The organism is Luteitalea pratensis (assembly GCF_001618865.1).
Classification (GTDB): Bacteria; Acidobacteriota; Vicinamibacteria; order Vicinamibacterales; family Vicinamibacteraceae; genus Luteitalea; species Luteitalea pratensis.
Genome location: NZ_CP015136.1, coordinates 4,956,394 through 4,972,826 on the forward strand (window position 1 = coordinate 4,956,394; position 16,433 = coordinate 4,972,826).

General features: G+C 66.1%; 15 protein-coding genes. 5 read left to right on the plus strand and 10 right to left on the minus strand.

The window, feature by feature from the left end; genetic code table 11:
- Positions 1-71: 71 nt before the first annotated feature.
- From dcd to sucC, 7 genes are all read right to left on the minus strand, one after another.
- Positions 72-626, minus strand: coding sequence for a dCTP deaminase (gene dcd, locus LuPra_RS20685; RefSeq protein WP_110172505.1), 555 nt, complete (start codon positions 624-626; stop codon positions 72-74).
- 89 nt (positions 627-715) lie between these two features.
- A complete protein-coding gene (locus LuPra_RS20690) occupies positions 716-910 on the minus strand; it encodes a DUF2905 family protein (protein ID WP_110172506.1) in 195 nt (64 codons plus the stop codon).
- Positions 911-926: 16 nt separating this feature from the next.
- The gene (gene ndk / locus LuPra_RS20695; RefSeq protein WP_110172507.1) at positions 927-1,337 is read right to left on the minus strand and encodes a nucleoside-diphosphate kinase; all 411 of its coding nucleotides are present in this window, start codon (positions 1,335-1,337) and stop codon (positions 927-929) included.
- Positions 1,338-1,494: 157 nt separating this feature from the next.
- Positions 1,495-2,541: a 2-oxoacid:ferredoxin oxidoreductase subunit beta gene (locus LuPra_RS20700; RefSeq protein WP_110172508.1), complete on the minus strand. Its 1,047-nt coding sequence runs from the start codon at positions 2,539-2,541 to the stop codon at positions 1,495-1,497.
- A gap of 2 nt (positions 2,542-2,543) precedes the next feature.
- The gene (locus LuPra_RS20705; RefSeq protein WP_110172509.1) at positions 2,544-4,436 is read right to left on the minus strand and encodes a 2-oxoacid:acceptor oxidoreductase subunit alpha; all 1,893 of its coding nucleotides are present in this window, start codon (positions 4,434-4,436) and stop codon (positions 2,544-2,546) included.
- A gap of 264 nt (positions 4,437-4,700) precedes the next feature.
- Complete coding sequence (gene sucD / locus LuPra_RS20710) at positions 4,701-5,567, minus strand: succinate--CoA ligase subunit alpha (protein WP_110172510.1); 867 nt, start codon at positions 5,565-5,567, stop codon at positions 4,701-4,703.
- 19 nt (positions 5,568-5,586) lie between these two features.
- Entirely contained in the window at positions 5,587-6,747 is a 1,161-nt protein-coding gene (sucC, locus tag LuPra_RS20715; RefSeq protein ID WP_110172511.1) for an ADP-forming succinate--CoA ligase subunit beta, read from the minus strand.
- 307 nt (positions 6,748-7,054) lie between these two features.
- Here sucC and LuPra_RS20725 point away from each other — a divergent pair, with 307 nt between their 5' ends.
- The 3 genes from LuPra_RS20725 to LuPra_RS20735 all read left to right on the plus strand — a co-directional run bounded on the left by LuPra_RS20725 (position 7,055) and on the right by LuPra_RS20735 (position 10,607).
- Complete coding sequence (locus LuPra_RS20725) at positions 7,055-7,735, plus strand: succinate dehydrogenase cytochrome b subunit (RefSeq protein ID WP_110172513.1); 681 nt, start codon at positions 7,055-7,057, stop codon at positions 7,733-7,735.
- Entirely contained in the window at positions 7,735-9,648 is a 1,914-nt protein-coding gene (locus LuPra_RS20730; protein WP_110172514.1) for a fumarate reductase/succinate dehydrogenase flavoprotein subunit, read from the plus strand. The genes LuPra_RS20725 and LuPra_RS20730 overlap by 1 nt, the downstream gene beginning before the upstream one ends.
- A 212-nt stretch (positions 9,649-9,860) precedes the next feature.
- On the plus strand, positions 9,861-10,607 hold the full coding sequence (locus tag LuPra_RS20735) for a succinate dehydrogenase/fumarate reductase iron-sulfur subunit (RefSeq protein WP_110174799.1): 747 nt from the start codon (positions 9,861-9,863) through the stop codon (positions 10,605-10,607).
- 171 nt (positions 10,608-10,778) lie between these two features.
- Here the strand turns inward: LuPra_RS20735 and mdh are convergent, their stop codons facing one another.
- From mdh to LuPra_RS20750, 3 genes are all read right to left on the minus strand, one after another.
- Entirely contained in the window at positions 10,779-11,705 is a 927-nt protein-coding gene (gene mdh, locus LuPra_RS20740; protein WP_110172515.1) for a malate dehydrogenase, read from the minus strand.
- A gap of 180 nt (positions 11,706-11,885) precedes the next feature.
- Positions 11,886-13,133 (minus strand): NADP-dependent isocitrate dehydrogenase, encoded by a 1,248-nt coding sequence (icd, locus tag LuPra_RS20745; protein ID WP_110172516.1) that lies wholly within the window; start codon positions 13,131-13,133, stop codon positions 11,886-11,888.
- A gap of 194 nt (positions 13,134-13,327) precedes the next feature.
- Entirely contained in the window at positions 13,328-13,858 is a 531-nt protein-coding gene (locus tag LuPra_RS20750; RefSeq protein ID WP_157899485.1) for a hypothetical protein, read from the minus strand.
- A 92-nt stretch (positions 13,859-13,950) separates the two neighbouring features.
- Between LuPra_RS20750 and kdsB the strand changes: the two genes are divergently transcribed.
- Both kdsB and LuPra_RS20760 read left to right on the plus strand, forming a co-directional pair.
- Complete coding sequence (kdsB, locus tag LuPra_RS20755) at positions 13,951-14,721, plus strand: 3-deoxy-manno-octulosonate cytidylyltransferase (RefSeq protein ID WP_234800957.1); 771 nt, start codon at positions 13,951-13,953, stop codon at positions 14,719-14,721.
- 8 nt (positions 14,722-14,729) lie between these two features.
- Positions 14,730-16,391 (plus strand): CTP synthase, encoded by a 1,662-nt coding sequence (locus tag LuPra_RS20760; RefSeq protein WP_110174800.1) that lies wholly within the window; start codon positions 14,730-14,732, stop codon positions 16,389-16,391.
- Positions 16,392-16,433 lie beyond the last annotated feature (42 nt).

Here is a 16,433-nt window from a genome sequence, read left to right on the forward strand (position 1 = left end):
GTCGACAGGTAGGTCGACGCCTACGGGTTGGTCGGTCGTAGCCGTCGACCTTCAGGTCGACGGTCACCGGGTCAGAGCTTCGGCAGCGTGACGCCAACCTGCTTGAGGTACTTGCCCTTCTTGTCGGCGTACGAGACTTCGCAGGGCTCGTCACCCTGGAAGAACAGGACCTGCGCGATCCCCTCGTTGGCGTAGATGCGGGCCGGCAAGGGCGTGGTATTGCTGATTTCCAGCGTCACGTAGCCCTCCCATTCCGGTTCGAAGGGCGTCACGTTGACGATGATGCCGCAGCGGGCGTAGGTGGACTTGCCCAGGCACACCGTCAGGATGTCACGGGGGATGCGGAAGTACTCGATGGTGCGCGCGAGCGCAAACGAGTTGGGCGGGACGATGCAGACATCGGTCCTGATGTCCACGAAGCTGCGGGGATCGAAGTTCTTGGGATCGATCACCGTGTTGTTGATGTTGGTGAAGATCTTGAACTCGTCGGCCACACGGATGTCGTAGCCGTACGACGACAGTCCGTAGGAGACCACGCCCTCACGCACCTGCCGGTCCTCGAACGGCTCGATCATGCCGTGCTCGAGGGCCATGCGACGAATCCACTTGTCGGCTTTGATGGACATAGGCAAATGGTAGGGCCCGCTCTCCGAGCGGGCCGTCAGCGAGGCCGTTGAGAGGGCCGGCTGGGACAGCCGGCCCTACCAACAGCGCGTCATCTTCGAAACAGCGACAGGATGAGCGTCAGCAGCACGCTGACGACGATGCAGGTGACGATCGGGAAGTAGAACGTGCCCCGGCCGCGGGAAACGACGATGTCGCCGGGGAGCCGCCCGAGCGGCAGCCCCAGCAGCATCAGCGCGCCGATGGCTGCGACGATCAGGCCGACAACGACGAGCGTGCGTGCCATCGCCGCGGGTTCGCGCCTACAGTTCGAGGCCGCGGAAGAAGTAGCCGAGTTCGAAGGCCGCCGTCTCCGGGGCATCGGACCCATGCGTCGCGTTGTTGTCGATCGACGCGCCGAACTCCTTGCGCATGGTGCCGGGCTCGGCGTTGGCCGGGTTGGTCGCGCCCATCAGCGTGCGCCACGTCTTGATGGCATCGGGCGCTTCCAGGCACAGGAGGACACACGGTCCCGACGACATGAAATCGGTCAGGCCGCCGAAGAACGGCCTCGCGCTGTGGACCGCGTAGAAGCCCTCGGCCTCGCGCTTGGACAGGTGCTGCAACCGCATGGCGACGATGCGAAAGCCCTCCTGCTCGATGCGGGCAAGGATGCGGCCGATGACGCCGTTCTTCACGGCGTCGGGTTTGATAATCGCGAATGTACGTTCCATAGATGGGTCGGGACTCGGGATTCGGGATTCGGGACTGTGGATTTCGGGATTGGCGAATCGGGAATCGGGGATGCGGCTAGGAGTGCGGGCAACCCGGTGAGTTGCCCTGCCTGCGTTCGACGTTGTCGGCGTTCAGCGTTCGACGTTCGGCGTTTCCCTAACGGTGCTTCTCCATGATCTCGTCGAGCACCGCCTTGCCGGGGCGCGTCCGCGCCTGTGGCAGCAGGGCCAGGGGTTCGTCCACGAGGTTGAGCAGCGAGAGGAAGTCGGTCGCGTCGGGCTGCAGGTAGATCATGCCGGTCGCGAACTCGCCGCGGCGCACGGTCTCGTGCAGCGTACGAATCGCTTCCAGCTTGTCGGTCGTGTTGTACGAGGAGTCGAGCTTGCGCAGCACCAGCGTCGACCCGTCGTGCATCTTGACCGGCGTGGCACTCCCCTCTTCGTATTCGACCGAGATGTCCTCGAAGAACGGCACGAAGCTGATCTCGTTGACCGGCTCGTCGTGGTCCTTGGCGTAGGCGTAGCTCTTGGTCGATCCCTCGTGATCGTTGAACGTCACGCACGGCGAGATGACGTCGATCATGCACGTGCCCTTGTGGCTGATCGCCGCCTTGAGAATCGACAGCAACTGCTTCTTGTCGCCCGAGAACGACCGGGCCACGAACGTCGCGCCGAGCTCGATCGCGAGGGCGCAGATGTCGATCGGCGGCAGGTCGTTGACGACGCCGTTCTTGAGCGTGCTGCCGACGTCGGCCAGCGGCGAGAACTGGCCCTTGGTCAAGCCGTAGCAGCCGTTGTCCTCGACGATGTAGATCAGCGGCAGGTTGCGCCGCATCAGGTGCACGAACTGGCCGACGCCGATCGCGCCCGTATCGCCATCACCGCTGACGCCGATGCCGAGCATCGTCTTGTTGGCCATCAGCGCGCCGGTGGCAACCGACGGCATGCGACCGTGCACTGAATTGAACCCGTGGGCGGTGCCCAGGAAGTACGCAGGGCTCTTGCTGGAGCAGCCGATGCCCGAGAGCTTCAGCACGCGCGTCGGTTCCACGCCCATCTCGTAGAAGGCGTCGATGATCCGCTCGCTGATCGCGTTGTGCCCGCACCCGGCACAGAGCGTCGTCTTCGCGCCGCGATACGTCGCGGGCTCGAGGTTGATGCGATTGACCTTCTTCGGCGGTGTCGGAACGGCTGGCGTGGACACGGCTACACGGCCTCCTCTGCCCCGACGATCGCGTCTTCTGGCGATGTCTCGGGCGGCATGGCCATGCGCGCTTCGTGCGCGCGGATTTCCTGGGTGACCGAACGGGCGTCGATCGGCAGCCCGTTGTAGTGACGAACACTGGTGAGCTTGGCGATCTGCGAGCCCGCGAGTTCCTGGCGCAACAGTCCGGCCATCTGGCCGTCACGATTCTGCTCGACCACGTAGATGCGATCGTGCGCGTCGATGAACTCCCCGATCTCGGGCGTGAACGGATACGCACGGATGCGGAGGTACGACGTCTCGACACCCGATTCGTCGCGCAACTGATCGCGACTCTCGACGATGGCCCAGTGCGACGTCCCGTAACCGATGATGCCGATTCGCGCCTCAGCCTGCTGGTCGATCTCGGGCTGTGGCACGTACGTGCGCGCGGTCTCGAACTTGCGCAGCAACCGGTCGATGTTGTCGGTGTAGTCGTCGGTCTTCTCGCTGTACTGCGCCTTGGCGTTGTGCCCGGAGCCGCGCGTGAAGAAGGACGGGCCGAACTGCCCCGGCAGGGTGCGATACGGGATGCCGTCGCCGTCGACGTCCTTGTAGCGGCCCCACTCGCCGATCGCCTGGAGCACTTCGGGTGTCAGCACCTTGCCCCGATCGAGCGGTGCCTCGGGGTACGGGAACGGCTCGGCCATCCAGTTGTTCATCCCGAGGTCGAGGTCGGTCATCACGAAGATCGGCGTCTGGAACCGCTCCGCGAGATCGAACGCCTCGATGCTCATGCTGTAGCACTCGCCGACCGAAGCCGGCAGGAGCAGGATGTGCTTGGTGTCGCCGTGCGACAACCCCGCGGCAAAGGCGATGTCGCCCTGGGCGGTGCGGGTCGGCAGGCCCGTGGACGGGCCGACGCGTTGCACGTCGAAGATCACCGCCGGCAACTCCGCGTAGTACGCCAGTCCGGAGAACTCGGACATCAGCGAAATGCCGGGCCCGGAGGTCGACGTCATCGAGCGCGCGCCCGCCCACGAGGCGCCGACCACCATGCCGAGCGCGGCGATCTCGTCCTCGGCCTGGACGACGGCAAACGTCGCCTTGCCGGTCTCGGGATCCATGCGGTACTTGCGCAGGTAGTCGATCAGCGTCTCGCACAACGATGAGGACGGCGTGATCGGGTACCAGGCGACGACGGTGACGCCGGCCATCAGGCAGCCGAGGGCGGCGGCCTCGTTGCCCTCGATCAGGATCAGGCCTCGCGTCTGGGCCATTCGCGAGACGGCAAACGGCACGGGGCGATCGGCGAAGTGCTCGCTCGCGTAGGTAAAGCCCGCCTGCAGCGCGGCGAGGTTGAGCGCCAGCGCCTTGGCCTTCTTCTTCATCTGCCGGGTCAGCGCCTTGTCCATCTCGGCGAGATCGATGCCGAGCAGGCGCGACAGGACGCCGTCGTAGATCATGTTGCGCACGAGACGGCGCAGGCGCGCGTCCGGGCAGACCTCGGCGACGATCTTGTCGAACGGGACCGGGTAGAAGGCGAGATCCGAGCGGACCTGGTCCAGCTTGAGCGTCTCGTCATACACCACCGCACCGCCCGCCTCGAGCGACCGCACGTCCTCCTGCGCGGTCTCCGGGTTCATCGCGACGAGGAGGTCGATCTCCTTCTTGCGGGCGATGTAGCCGTGCCGGTTGGCGCGGATGGTGTACCAGGTCGGTAGCCCGGCGATGTTGGACGGAAAGAGGTTCTTGCCGGAGACCGGCACACCCATCTGGAAAATCGATCGCAGCAGGACCAGGTTGGCGGTCTGGCTGCCCGAGCCGTTGACCGTGGCGACCTGGATGCTGAAGTCGTTGACGCGGGTGGGCGACGCGATGGCTGCCGGCTCGGCCAGCAGGTCGGAGGAAGCCATGGGAGATCTGCCTCGAGTGGATCAGGGGCGCGAACACGCGAGCCGCGTGCGAGTGCCCAACCGGTCGATGATACCACGCGACGCGTCCAATTGGTTCAGTTCGCTACTAGAGCTGGGGGCTCCTGATGGCCGATGCACCACCTGAGGGGCGCAGCGATTGAACTGCCATGAGGCGATGGACGGCCGGGACGGCCGTCCCTACCTAACCCATGGGTAAGGCAGGGACCGCTCTCCGAGCGGTCCTGCTCCCCGGCGTGTCGAACGCTACAAGCGGCTCGCGATCGCCTGACCAATGTCGGCCGGGCTCTGCACGACCGTCACGCCTGCCGCCGACAAGGCGGCCATCTTCTCGCTGGCCGTGCCCTTGCCGCCCGAGATGATCGCGCCCGCGTGGCCCATGCGGCGGCCCGGGGGTGCCGTCTGGCCGGCGATGAAGCCGACGACGGGCTTCTTGAAGTTGGCCTGGATCCAGGCAGCGGCTTCCTGTTCGGCCGAACCGCCGATTTCGCCGATCATCACCACGGCCTCGGTCTGGTCGTCCTTGGCGAAGAGTTCGAGCGCGTCGATGAACGTCGTGCCGATCAGCGGATCGCCGCCGATGCCGATGCACGTCGTCTGGCCGAGCCCGAGCTTCGTGAGCTGGTGAATCGCCTCGTAGGTCAGCGTGCCGCTCTTGGAGACGATGCCGACGCGGCCCTCGGTACAGATGTGCCCCGGGATGATGCCGGCCTTGGCCTGCCCTGCCGTGATCAAGCCCGGGCAGTTCGGTCCGATGAGTCGCGACGGCTTGCCCTTCATGAAGTGCAGGGCCTTCATCGTGTCGAGGACCGGAATGCCTTCGGTGATGCAGACGATGAGCGCGATGCCGGCGTCGGCGGCTTCCATGATCGCGTCGGCGGCAAACGGCGGCGGCACGAAGATCACCGAGGCATTGGCGCCGGCCTTCGCGACGGCGTCGGCAACGGTGTTGTAGACCGGGAATCCTTCGTGGTCGGTGCCGCCCTTGCCGGGCGTGACACCGCCGACGACGTGGGTGCCGTAGGCCGCGGCGGCCTTGGCGTGGAACGTTCCTTCGCGCCCGGTGAGGCCCTGGACGATGAGGCGAGTCGACTTGTCGATCAGTACAGCCATGGCAGTGTCCGGTGATCCTTTAGCGCGCGAGGGCGACGACCTTGTCGGCCGCCTCGCCCATGGTGTCGGCCGTCGTGAAGTTGAGTCCGCTCTCGCGCAGCATGGCCTTGCCCTGCTCCACGTTGGTGCCTTCCATGCGGATGACGATCGGCACAGGCACGCCGAGTTCCTTGACCGCGGCGATGACCCCGGCCGCGAGCACGTCGCAGCGCAGGATGCCGCCGAAGATGTTGATCAGGACCGCCTTGACGTTCTTGTCCGACATCAGGATGCGGAAGGCGTTCTTGATCTGCTCGGCGTTGGCGCCGCCGCCGACGTCGAGGAAGTTGGCGGGCTGGCCGCCGGCCAGCTTGATGATGTCCATCGTCGCCATCGCCAGCCCGGCGCCGTTGACCATGCAGCCGATCGTGCCGTCGAGGCGGATGTAGTTCAGCGAGAACTTGCTGGCCTCGATCTCGAGCGGGTCTTCCTCGGCCAGGTCGCGCAGGTCACGGAACTCGGCGTGCTTGTAGAGCGCGTTGTCGTCGAAGGTCACCTTGGCGTCGAGGGCGATGAGGTCGCCGCTCTCGGTGACAATCAGCGGATTGATCTCGATCATCGACGCATCGGTCGCGACAAACGTCTCGTAGATCTGCTGCATCACCTTGACGGCCTTGTTCACGTGGGCCGGTGCGAGACCGATGCCGAACGCGAGCTGGCGCGCCTGGAAGGCGGTGAGGCCGGTCACCGGACTGATGGCGACCTTCTTGATCGCATCGGGGTTGTGCTCGGCGACCTCCTCGATGTCCATGCCGCCCTCGGCGCTGGCCATCAGGATCGGACAGCCGGCGGCCCGGTCGACCAGGAGCCCGAGATACAGCTCCTTGGCGATCTTCACGCCTTCCTCGATGAGCAGGCGCTCGACCTTCCGGCCGTCGGGGCCGGTCTGGTGAGTGACCAGGGTCATGCCGAGGATCTGCTTGGCCGACTCCTCGGCAGCTGCCGCATCCTTGACGACCTTGACGCCGCCGCCCTTGCCGCGTCCGCCGGCGTGAATCTGGGCCTTCACGACGGTTACGCCGCCGCCAAGGCGCCGGGCGATCGCACCGGCCTCGTCGGCCGTGAACGCAACTTCCCCGCGGGGCACCGGCACGCCGTGCCGGGCCAGGATGGCCTTTGCCTGATACTCGTGAATCTTCACCGGAGTTCCTTGAACGTGGTGGACCGTGGCGCCAACAACAGGGTGAGCCGGGGAGCGGAAGCGATCGGGACCGCGGCAGCGTCCCTATCATTAGGGAGCCGGAGGGGATGGTCAAGCCTGAGGTCCGCCGGACGTTGCCGGACGAGCGCGAGGCGGGATACCATTCCGTCGGTTCGGGCGGCCATGCACCTCACGGGGATGCCCATCCACCAGCGTTGCGCCCTACGCCAGATGTCATCCGACAGTTCAGTGCCTACCTCGACGCACCCGGACGCTTGCCCAGGCGAGACGGGCTGCGGAGTCTGACATGTCCAGTCGTCCTTCCTTCTTTTCGTCCACGGTCGGCTCCAAGATCCTCATCGGGCTCACGGGCCTGCTGCTCTTCGGGTTCCTGATCGCTCACCTGTTGGGCAACCTGTCGCTGCTGGCCGGGGCGAACGCGTTCAACCTGTACGCCTACAAACTGGAGAGCCTGGGGCCGCTGATCTACATGGCCGAAGCGGGCCTGCTCGCCATCTTCCTGGTCCACATCGTGAAGACGCTCGGGATGTACCGCCTGAACTCGGCGGCGCGTCCGGCGCGCTACCAGGAAAAGAAGTGGGCTGGCCACACGAGCCGCAAGACCTGGTCGTCGACGACGATGGCGCTCACGGGCCTGTTCATCCTCGTCTTCGTGGTCGTGCACGTGCGCACGTTCAAGTTCGGCCCCTGGTACGTGGAGCAGGACACGGGCCACCGCGACCTGTACCGGCTGGTCGCCGAGATCTACCGGAATCCCCTGTACACCGGCTTCTACGTGGTCGCGATGGGCCTCATCGGCATGCACCTCAATCACGGCATCTCGAGTGCGGCCCAGTCGCTCGGCCTGTCGAACGAGCGCCTGTCGCGCAACCTGGTGCTCGGTGGCCGCGTCCTGGCCGTGCTGATTGCCGGCGGGTTTGCCATCCTGCCGATCTACATGTACTTCGCTCACCAGGTGGCCCAGTGATGACGCTCGACAGCAAGATTCCAGGTGGTCCCATCGAAAGCAAGTGGGACCGTCACAAGTTCGAATCCAAGCTGGTGAACCCGGCCAACCGCCGCAAGCTCACCGTCCTGTGCGTGGGCACGGGACTGGCGGGAGCCTCGGCCTCGGCCGCGCTCGGCGAGCTCGGCTACAACGTCATCACGTTCTGCATCCACGACAGCCCGCGCCGCGCCCACTCGATCGCCGCGCAGGGCGGCATCAACGCCGCCAAGAACTACCGCAACGACGGCGACAGCATCTACCGGCTGTTCTACGACACGGTCAAGGGCGGCGACTATCGCGCCCGCGAAGCCAACGTCTTCCGGCTCGCGCAGGTGAGCGTCGACATCATCGATCAGTGCGTCGCCCAGGGCGTGCCGTTCGCGCGCGAGTACGGCGGCCTGCTCGACAATCGCTCCTTCGGTGGGGCGCAGGTGTCGCGCACGTTCTACGCGCGCGGTCAGACCGGCCAGCAGTTGCTGATCGGTGCCTACCAGTCGATGATGCGGCAGGTCGACGCAGGCACCGTCAAGCTGATGCCGCAGCGCGAAATGCTCGACGTCGTCATCATCGACGGCCAGGCCCGCGGCATCATCACGCGTAACCTCGCCACCGGTGAACTGGAGAAGTGGGCGGGCGACGCCGTGCTGCTCGCGACGGGGGGCTACGGGACGGCCTACTACCTGTCCACCAACGCGGTGAACTGCAACGTCACGGCCGCGTGGCGCGCGCACAAGCGGGGCGCCCTCTTCGCCAATCCCTGCTTCACGCAGATCCACCCGACGTGCATCCCGGTGTCAGGCGACCACCAGAGCAAGCTCACGCTGATGAGCGAGAGCCTGCGCAACGACGGACGCGTCTGGGTGCCCAGGAACACGGGCGACAAACGACCGCCGCAGCAGATCCCGGAAGCCGATCGCGACTACTACCTCGAACGGCGGTATCCGAGCTTCGGCAACCTGGTGCCCCGTGACGTCGCGTCACGCGCCGCCAAGCTGGTGTGCGACGAAGGCCAGGGCGTCGGCGAAACGGGCCTTGCCGTGTACCTGGACTTCGCCGACTCGATCCACCGGCTCGGCAAGGACGTGATCAAGCAGCGGTACGGCAACCTGTTCGACATGTACCAGAAGATCACCGACGACAACCCGTACGAAGTGCCGATGCGGATCTTCCCCGCCGTGCACTACACGATGGGTGGCCTGTGGGTGGACTACAACCTGATGAGCACCATTCCGGGCCTGCACGTGCTGGGGGAAGCGAACTTCTCCGATCACGGCGCCAATCGCCTCGGCGCGAGCGCGCTGATGCAGGGGTTGGCCGATGGCTACTTCGTCATCCCGTACACGCTCGGTCACTACCTGGCGGGCACGAAGTTGCCCAAGGTCACGACCGATCACGACGCGTTTGCCCAGGCAGCCAGCAACGCGCAGGGACAAATCTCGCGCCTGCTCGCGATCAAGGGCAAGAAGACCCCGCGCGAACTGCACCGTGAACTCGGGCGAGTGGTCTGGGACCACGTGGGGATGTCGCGCACCGCCGACGGCCTGAAGAAGGCGCTGACCGAGATCCCGCGGATCCGCGACGAGTTCTGGCAGAACGTCTCCGTGCCTGGTGAGCCCAACAACATGAACAAGAACCTCGAGTACGCCGGTCGTGTGGCCGACTACCTCGAGTTCGCGGAATTGCTGGCACTCGACGCACTGACACGCGAAGAGTCGTGCGGCGGTCATTTCCGCGAGGAATACCAGACGCCCGACAACGAGGCGCAGCGCGACGACGAGCACTTCACCCACGCAGCTGCGTGGGAGTTCACGGGTGTGGGTCAGGCGCCGGTCCGGCACGTCGAGCAGCTCTCGTTCGACTACGTCAAGCCGAGTCAGCGGTCGTACAAATAGGCGGGAACCGGGCGCCGCGTACCGGGTTGGTAGGGCCGGCTCTCCGAGCCGGCCGTCTCCGCGGATCGCGGATCGGGAACCGGATCCGGGAATCGGGATTCGGGACGCGGGATTCGAAGGACACGTAGGCGTCGACCTTCAGGTCGACGCGGAGCGCGCAGGCTGCAGGCCACAGGCCGCAGGCTGCTCTTGGTGAGCAGGCAACGATGGCACTGAATCTGACATTGCGCGTGTGGCGGCAGCCGGGGCCCACCGCCCCGGGGCGCCTGGTCGAGTACAAGGCCGACGACATCTCGCCCGACATGTCGTTCCTCGAAATGCTGGACGTGATCAACGAGGGCCTCATCCGCAAGGGCGAGGAACCGATCTCGTTCGACTCGGATTGCCGCGAAGGCATCTGCGGGGCCTGCGGCTGCATGATCAACGGCGTGGCGCACGGCCCGGACGCGGGCACCACGGTCTGTCAGTTGCACATGCGGCGCTTCCGCAATGGCGACACGATCACCATCGAGCCGTGGCGAGCCGCGGCATTCCCCGTGGTCAAGGACCTGGTTGTCGACCGCAGTTCACTCGACCGTGTCGTTGGCGCAGGCGGCTACATCTCGATGAACGTCGGCGCGGCGCCCGACGCCAATGCCATTCCGGTGCCCAAGCCGGTGGCCGATACGGCATTCGACGCCGCGGCGTGCATCCAGTGCGGCGCCTGCGTGGCGGCCTGCAAGAACGCCTCGGCGGCACTCTTCACGTCGGCCAAGATCGCGCACCTCAACCTGCTGCCGCAGGGGCAGGCCGAGAAGCATCGGCGCACGGTGCGGATGGTCGAGCAGATGGACATGGAGGGCTTCGGTGCGTGCTCCAACGAGGGCGAGTGCGAGGCCGTGTGCCCGAAGGAAATCAAGATCAGCAACATCGCGAAGATGAATCGCGATTACTTCAAGGCCCAACTGGCGGCTCGCTGACGCTCGCCACACATCGGCCTTCGCCACGGCTACGGCGGACAGGTCGTCGGCGCCTTCGCTGTCCGGCCTTCGGCCTTCAAAAAATCAAGGGCAGCCTCGGGATCCCGGGACTGCCCTTTTCTTCTTCTCACGTAGCCTGCAGGCCGTAGGCTGCAGGCCGTCGGCTATGCGCTACACGCCGATCACCGAGGTGAGTTCCTTCACGGCCGCCGCGGACTTGTCGAGCGCGGTCTTTTCGTCTGCCGTCAGCGTGATCTGGATGACCTGCTCCACGCCCTTCGCGCCGAGCTTCACCGGCACGCCGAGGAACTGGTCGTTGACGCCGTACTCGCCCTGCAGGTAGACCGAGCACGGCTCGATCAGCTTCTTGTCCTTCAGGATCGCTTCGACCATCCGCGCCGACGACTGGCCAGGCGCGTACCAGGCGCTGGTGCCCACCAGCTTCGTGATTTCCGCGCCGCCGTTGGCCGTCCGCTCGCAGATGGCGGCGATGCGCTCGGGCGTCAGCAACTCGGTGATCGGGATCCCGGCCACCGTGGAATAGCGTGGCAACGGCACCATCGTGTCGCCGTGCCCGCCGAGGACGAACGCGGTGACGTTCTCGACCGACACGTTGAGCTCGGCGGCGATGAAGGTGCGCATCCGCGCCGAGTCGAGCACGCCGGCCATGCCGATCACGCGCTCGCGCGGCAGGCCGCTGAGGCGGTACACGGCCTGCGCCATCGCATCCAGCGGATTGGCCACGACGATGAGAATCGCGTCGGGCGAGTGCTTCATCACGTTGGCCGTGACGTCCTGCATGATCTTGTAGTTGACCGACAGCAGGTCGTCGCGGCTCATGCCCGGCTTGCGGGGCACGCCCGACGTGATCACGACCACGTCCGAGCCGGCAGAGAGCGCATAGTCGCTGCCGCCGACGACACGCGTGTCGCTGCCTTCGACCGGACAGGCCTGCAGGATGTCGAGCGCGATCCCCTGCGCCTTGGTGTCGGCGATGTCGATGATCACGACATCGGCCAGTTCGCGGTTGGCGATCGAACGCGCCACCGTGGCGCCCACGTTGCCGGCCCCGCCGACGACGGTCACTTTGCGATTCATTGTTCACTGCTCCTGGACGGCCGTCGGCCGTCGGCCTTCGGCCTTCGTGAAAACCTCGCGTGAAGGCACCGCCCGACGAGTCCGGCGGCTACACCCGAGGTCGGCCCTGCGTCGGGCCCGGCCTCCGCACTGTTCAAGGTGGCGAAGGCCGACGGCCGAACGACGAAGGCCGATGTGGTGCTACATGTGGCTGATGACGGCGTCGCCGAACTTCGAGCAGGACACTTCGGTCGAGCCCTTGATCAGGCGCGCGAGATCGTAGGTCACGGTCTTGGCGTCGATCGCCTTCTCGAGGCCGTGGATGATCAGATCGGCGGCCTCGGGCCAGCCCAGGAACCGGAACATCATCTCGCCGGAGAGGATCACCGAACCGGGGTTCACCTTGTCCAGGTTGGCGTACTTCGGCGCGGTGCCGTGCGTGGCCTCGAACACGGCGTGGCCGGTGGCGTAGTTGATGTTGCCCCCGGGCGCGATGCCGATCCCGCCGACCTGCGCGGCGAGTGCGTCCGAAATGTAGTCGCCATTGAGGTTCAACGTGGCGATGACGTCGTACTCGGACGGGCGCGTCAGGATCTGCTGGAGGAACGCATCGGCGATCACGTCCTTGATCACGAGCCCACCCGGCAGCTTGCACCACGGGCCGCCATCGAACTCGACGGCGCCGAACTCGCGCTTGGCGAGCTCATAGCCCCAGTCACGGAACGCGCCTTCCGTGAACTTCATGATGTTGCCCTTGTGCACGAGCGTCAGGCTCTTGCGCTTGTTCGCGATCGAGTATTCGATCGCGGCGCGCACCAGGCGCTCGGTGCCCTCACGCGACACCGGCTTGATGCCGAGGCCGACCGAGTCCGGGAAACGGATCTTCCCGTACGGCTTCGGGAACGCGCTCTTGAGCAGCTGCTTCAACTGCTCCACTTCCGGCGTCCCCTCGGCAAACTCGATGCCGGCGTAGATGTCCTCGGTGTTCTCCCGGAAGATCACCATGTCGACCAGGTCGGGCCGCTTCACTGGCGTTTCCATGCCATTGAAATAACGCACCGGCCGCAGGCAGGTGTAGAGATCGAGTTCCTGCCGCAACGCGACGTTGAGCGATCGGATGCCACCACCGACCGGCGTCGTCAGCGGGCCCTTGATGCCGACCAGGTACTCACGAAAGGCAGTCAGGGTATCGGCTGGCAGCCACTCGTTGACGGTGTTGAACGCCTTCTCGCCGGCGAGTACCTCGAACCACACCACCTGGCGCGAGCCACCGTACGCTTTCTGCACGGCCGCATCGAACACGCGCACGCTGGCACGCCAGATGTCGGCGCCGATGCCGTCGCCTTCGATGAATGGGAGGATGGGGCGGTCCGGCACGACGAGAGCATCGGCTTGCCGGGTGATGGGCGCGCCGTCGGTCGGCGCCGTGAGATGCGTGAACTGCGGCATGGAGGTGAGGGTCCTGTGAATTAGGTCACGCCCCTGTGGCTCGTCACACGATATTCACAGAAGCTGTGGAAAACCCTGTTCAAAAGCAATTGCAAACAGGGTGTAACCCGTAGCGACACCGAAGCTGCGAGCGTCTTGCACCAACTTGGTGCGTCACTCGGGCAGGGGCACGATGAGCCGGACGATTATACGCCTCAGGGGCGCAACGCAAGTCGCAGCATCCTGTCTTCGGGCAGGAGCCGGACGTCCACGCCATCGCCGCCGATGCGCTCGACGCGGTAGACCTGTTCGAGCACTTCTCCGGCACGGGCATGGTGCACCCCATGCGGCCCGGACACGATGGCGGTGCGCACGAGCCCGCTGCCATCGCGCGCTTCGGCCACGCCGATCAATTCGAGCCGCGGCCACGCCGGCACGGGCGCCCCTGGCGCGACGATGGGCGTCGCGGCGGCCGCCTCCCCGCGATCGGCTCCGGCACTGGCGCCGCGCGAGGTCGACACTCCATTCGCGAACGGATTGCGCCCGTCGTCGGGCATGGGCCGCTGCGCCGCCTCGACGGCGAGATCGGCGAGGCGCACTGCGGGCACGTCCGGTCCCGACCGCGCCGTCGCGACAGGCAACGCCAGCCTGCGCGCGACGACGAGCTGGGTGTGAGGCAGCAGCGCCCAATACCATGCGCCGACCATCAACGCCAGGAGGCCCACCGCCAGCACGGGCTTGGACACCGAGCGGATCATACTCGGGAGTTCGGGAGTCGGGAGTCAGGAGCCGGGAGTGCGGCTGGGCCGCTCGTGCCTGCGTGCTAGAATTGCCCGTGCTGCACAGTGCCGGATCCGTCACCCGGTCACCCGCGACGGCAGTTGCCGTCATTCCCGCTCGATTCTCCTCCACGCGTCTCCCGGGCAAGCCTCTCGCCGACATCCATGGTCGGCCGATGATCGAGCACGTGTACCGGCGCGCGTGCGCGGCCAGGACCATCGCGCGCGTCATCGTCGCGACCGACGATCTCCGCGTGTTCGAGGCGGTCCGGGCCTTCGGCGGCGACGTGCTGATGACCTCGCCGCATCACCGCACCGGCAGTGAACGCGTGGCTGAGGTTGCCGCGCAGATCGACGATGCCCTCGTCGTGAACGTGCAGGGCGATGAACCACTGCTGGCGCCGGCCATGATCGACGATGCGGTCGCGGCCTGTCTCGCGGATCCGTCGCTGGTGATGAGCACGGTGCGCAGCCGCATCACCGACCCGGCCGAGATCGCGAGCCCGGCGGTGGTCAAGGTGGTGACCGATCTGCGTGGACGGGCGCTGTACTTCACGCGGGCGGCCGTGCCGTTCCTGCGCGATCCCGGCACACCCGTGACGTGGTACAAGCACGTCGGCCTCTACGTGTACCGGCGCGAGTTCCTGCTCACGTTCGCCGCGCTGCCGCCGACACCGCTCGAGTTGAGCGAATCCCTGGAGCAATTGCGGGCCCTCGAGCACGGCTTCGCGATCATGACCGTCGAGTCGCGCCACGAGGCGCTCGGCGTGGATACCCCCGACGATCTCGAACGGGTGCGCCGCCTGCTCGCGGCGCCCGCCATTCCCTGATGTCCACCATGCAGACTTCGCAGCCCCATCGGCCCGTCAAGTACATCTTCGTCACCGGCGGCGTCGTGTCGTCGCTGGGCAAGGGGCTCGCCGCTGCCTCGATCGGCGCCCTGCTCGAGGGGCACGGTTTCAAGATCACGCTGCAGAAGTTCGACCCGTACATCAACGTCGATCCCGGCACCATGTCGCCGTACCAGCACGGCGAGGTCTACGTGACCGACGACGGGACCGAGGGGGACCTCGACCTCGGTCACTACGAGCGCTTCACGAACACGGTCACGTCGAAGAATTCGAACTGGACCACCGGCAAGATCTACCTGTCGGTGATCCAGCGCGAGCGTCGCGGCGACTATCTGGGCGCCACCGTGCAGGTGATCCCGCACATCACCAACGCGATCAAGGAGAGCATCCTCGCGGTCTCTGACGGCGTGGACGTGGTGCTCGTGGAGATCGGCGGGACCGTTGGCGACATCGAGAGCCTGCCCTTCCTCGAGGCCATCCGTCAGTTCCGGCAGGACGTCGGCCGCGAGAACACGCTCTACATCCACCTGACGCTGGTGCCGCACGTCAGCACTGCGGGCGAGCTCAAGACCAAGCCCACCCAGCACAGCGTCCGCGACCTTCGATCCATCGGCATCCAGCCCGACATCCTGCTGTGCCGGACCGATCGCATCCTGCCGCGCGACATCAAGCGGAAGATCGCGCTGTTCTGCGACGTCAACGAAGATGCCGTGATCACCGCGCGCGATGTCTCGAGCGTCTACGAGGTGCCGATGGCGCTGGCCGAGGAAGGCATCGACCGGATCGTCCTCAAGCAGCTGTCGCTCCCCAACGAGCCGCGTCCGGCCGGTCTATGGGAGGAACTGCTCGACCGCATCAAGCACCCGCAAGACCAGATCACGATCCACGTGGTCGGCAAGTACGTCGGCCTCGAGGACTCGTACAAGAGCCTCACGGAAGCGCTCTTTCACGGCGGTTTCCATCACCGTCTGAAGGTCAACGTGAAATGGATCGAGGCCGAGGCCCTCGAGGTGGACGGCGGCGAGCTCGAACTCCAGGACGCCGACGGCATCCTGGTGCCCGGTGGCTTCGGCAATCGCGGCACGCGCGGCATGATGAAGGCGGTCGAAGTCGCGCGCGATCGCCGCATCCCGTTCTTCGGCATCTGCTACGGGTTCCAGTGGGCCACGGTGGAGTACGCGCGCAACGTCTGCGGCATCACACAGGCCGACTCGACAGAGGTCGCGCCCGATACGACCGACAAGGTGATCTACAAGCTGCGGGACCTGCTCGGCGTCGACGACCTCGGCGGCACCATGCGTCTCGGCTCCTACGCCTGCCAGTTGAAGCCCGGCTCGCTGTCGCATCGGCTCTACGGCTCCGACGTCATCCACGAGCGCCATCGCCACCGCTACGAATTCAACTGCCTGTACGAGCCCGCGATCACCGAGAAGGGCCTGGAGATTGTCGGTCGCTCGCTCGATGGCAAGTTCGTCGAGATGGTGGAACTGCCCTCGCACCCCTGGTTCGTCGCCGTCCAGTTCCATCCCGAGTTCAAGTCCAAGCCGCTCAAGCCGCATCCGCTGTTTGCCGGATTCGTCGAAGCGACGCACGCGCACGCCGTCGCGGCACGGTCCGCCGCGCACCGGCCGGCCGAAACGCTGGCGTAGTAGATAGGGACGCCTCTCCGAGGCGTCCACCTCCGATCTGCC

Coding starts and splice junctions, on each gene's coding strand:
- icd (WP_110172516.1), bottom strand. CDS start 13,133: ATGCCGCAGTTCACGCATCTCACGGCGCCGACCGACGGCGCGCCCATC.
- LuPra_RS20760 (WP_110174800.1), top strand. CDS start 14,730: ATGCAGACTTCGCAGCCCCATCGGCCCGTCAAGTACATCTTCGTCACC.
- ndk (WP_110172507.1), bottom strand. CDS start 1,337: ATGGAACGTACATTCGCGATTATCAAACCCGACGCCGTGAAGAACGGC.
- LuPra_RS20725 (WP_110172513.1), top strand. CDS start 7,055: ATGTCCAGTCGTCCTTCCTTCTTTTCGTCCACGGTCGGCTCCAAGATC.
- sucD (WP_110172510.1), bottom strand. CDS start 5,567: ATGGCTGTACTGATCGACAAGTCGACTCGCCTCATCGTCCAGGGCCTC.
- LuPra_RS20730 (WP_110172514.1), top strand. CDS start 7,735: ATGACGCTCGACAGCAAGATTCCAGGTGGTCCCATCGAAAGCAAGTGG.
- dcd (WP_110172505.1), bottom strand. CDS start 626: ATGTCCATCAAAGCCGACAAGTGGATTCGTCGCATGGCCCTCGAGCAC.
- LuPra_RS20690 (WP_110172506.1), bottom strand. CDS start 910: ATGGCACGCACGCTCGTCGTTGTCGGCCTGATCGTCGCAGCCATCGGC.
- LuPra_RS20705 (WP_110172509.1), bottom strand. CDS start 4,436: ATGGCTTCCTCCGACCTGCTGGCCGAGCCGGCAGCCATCGCGTCGCCC.
- mdh (WP_110172515.1), bottom strand. CDS start 11,705: ATGAATCGCAAAGTGACCGTCGTCGGCGGGGCCGGCAACGTGGGCGCC.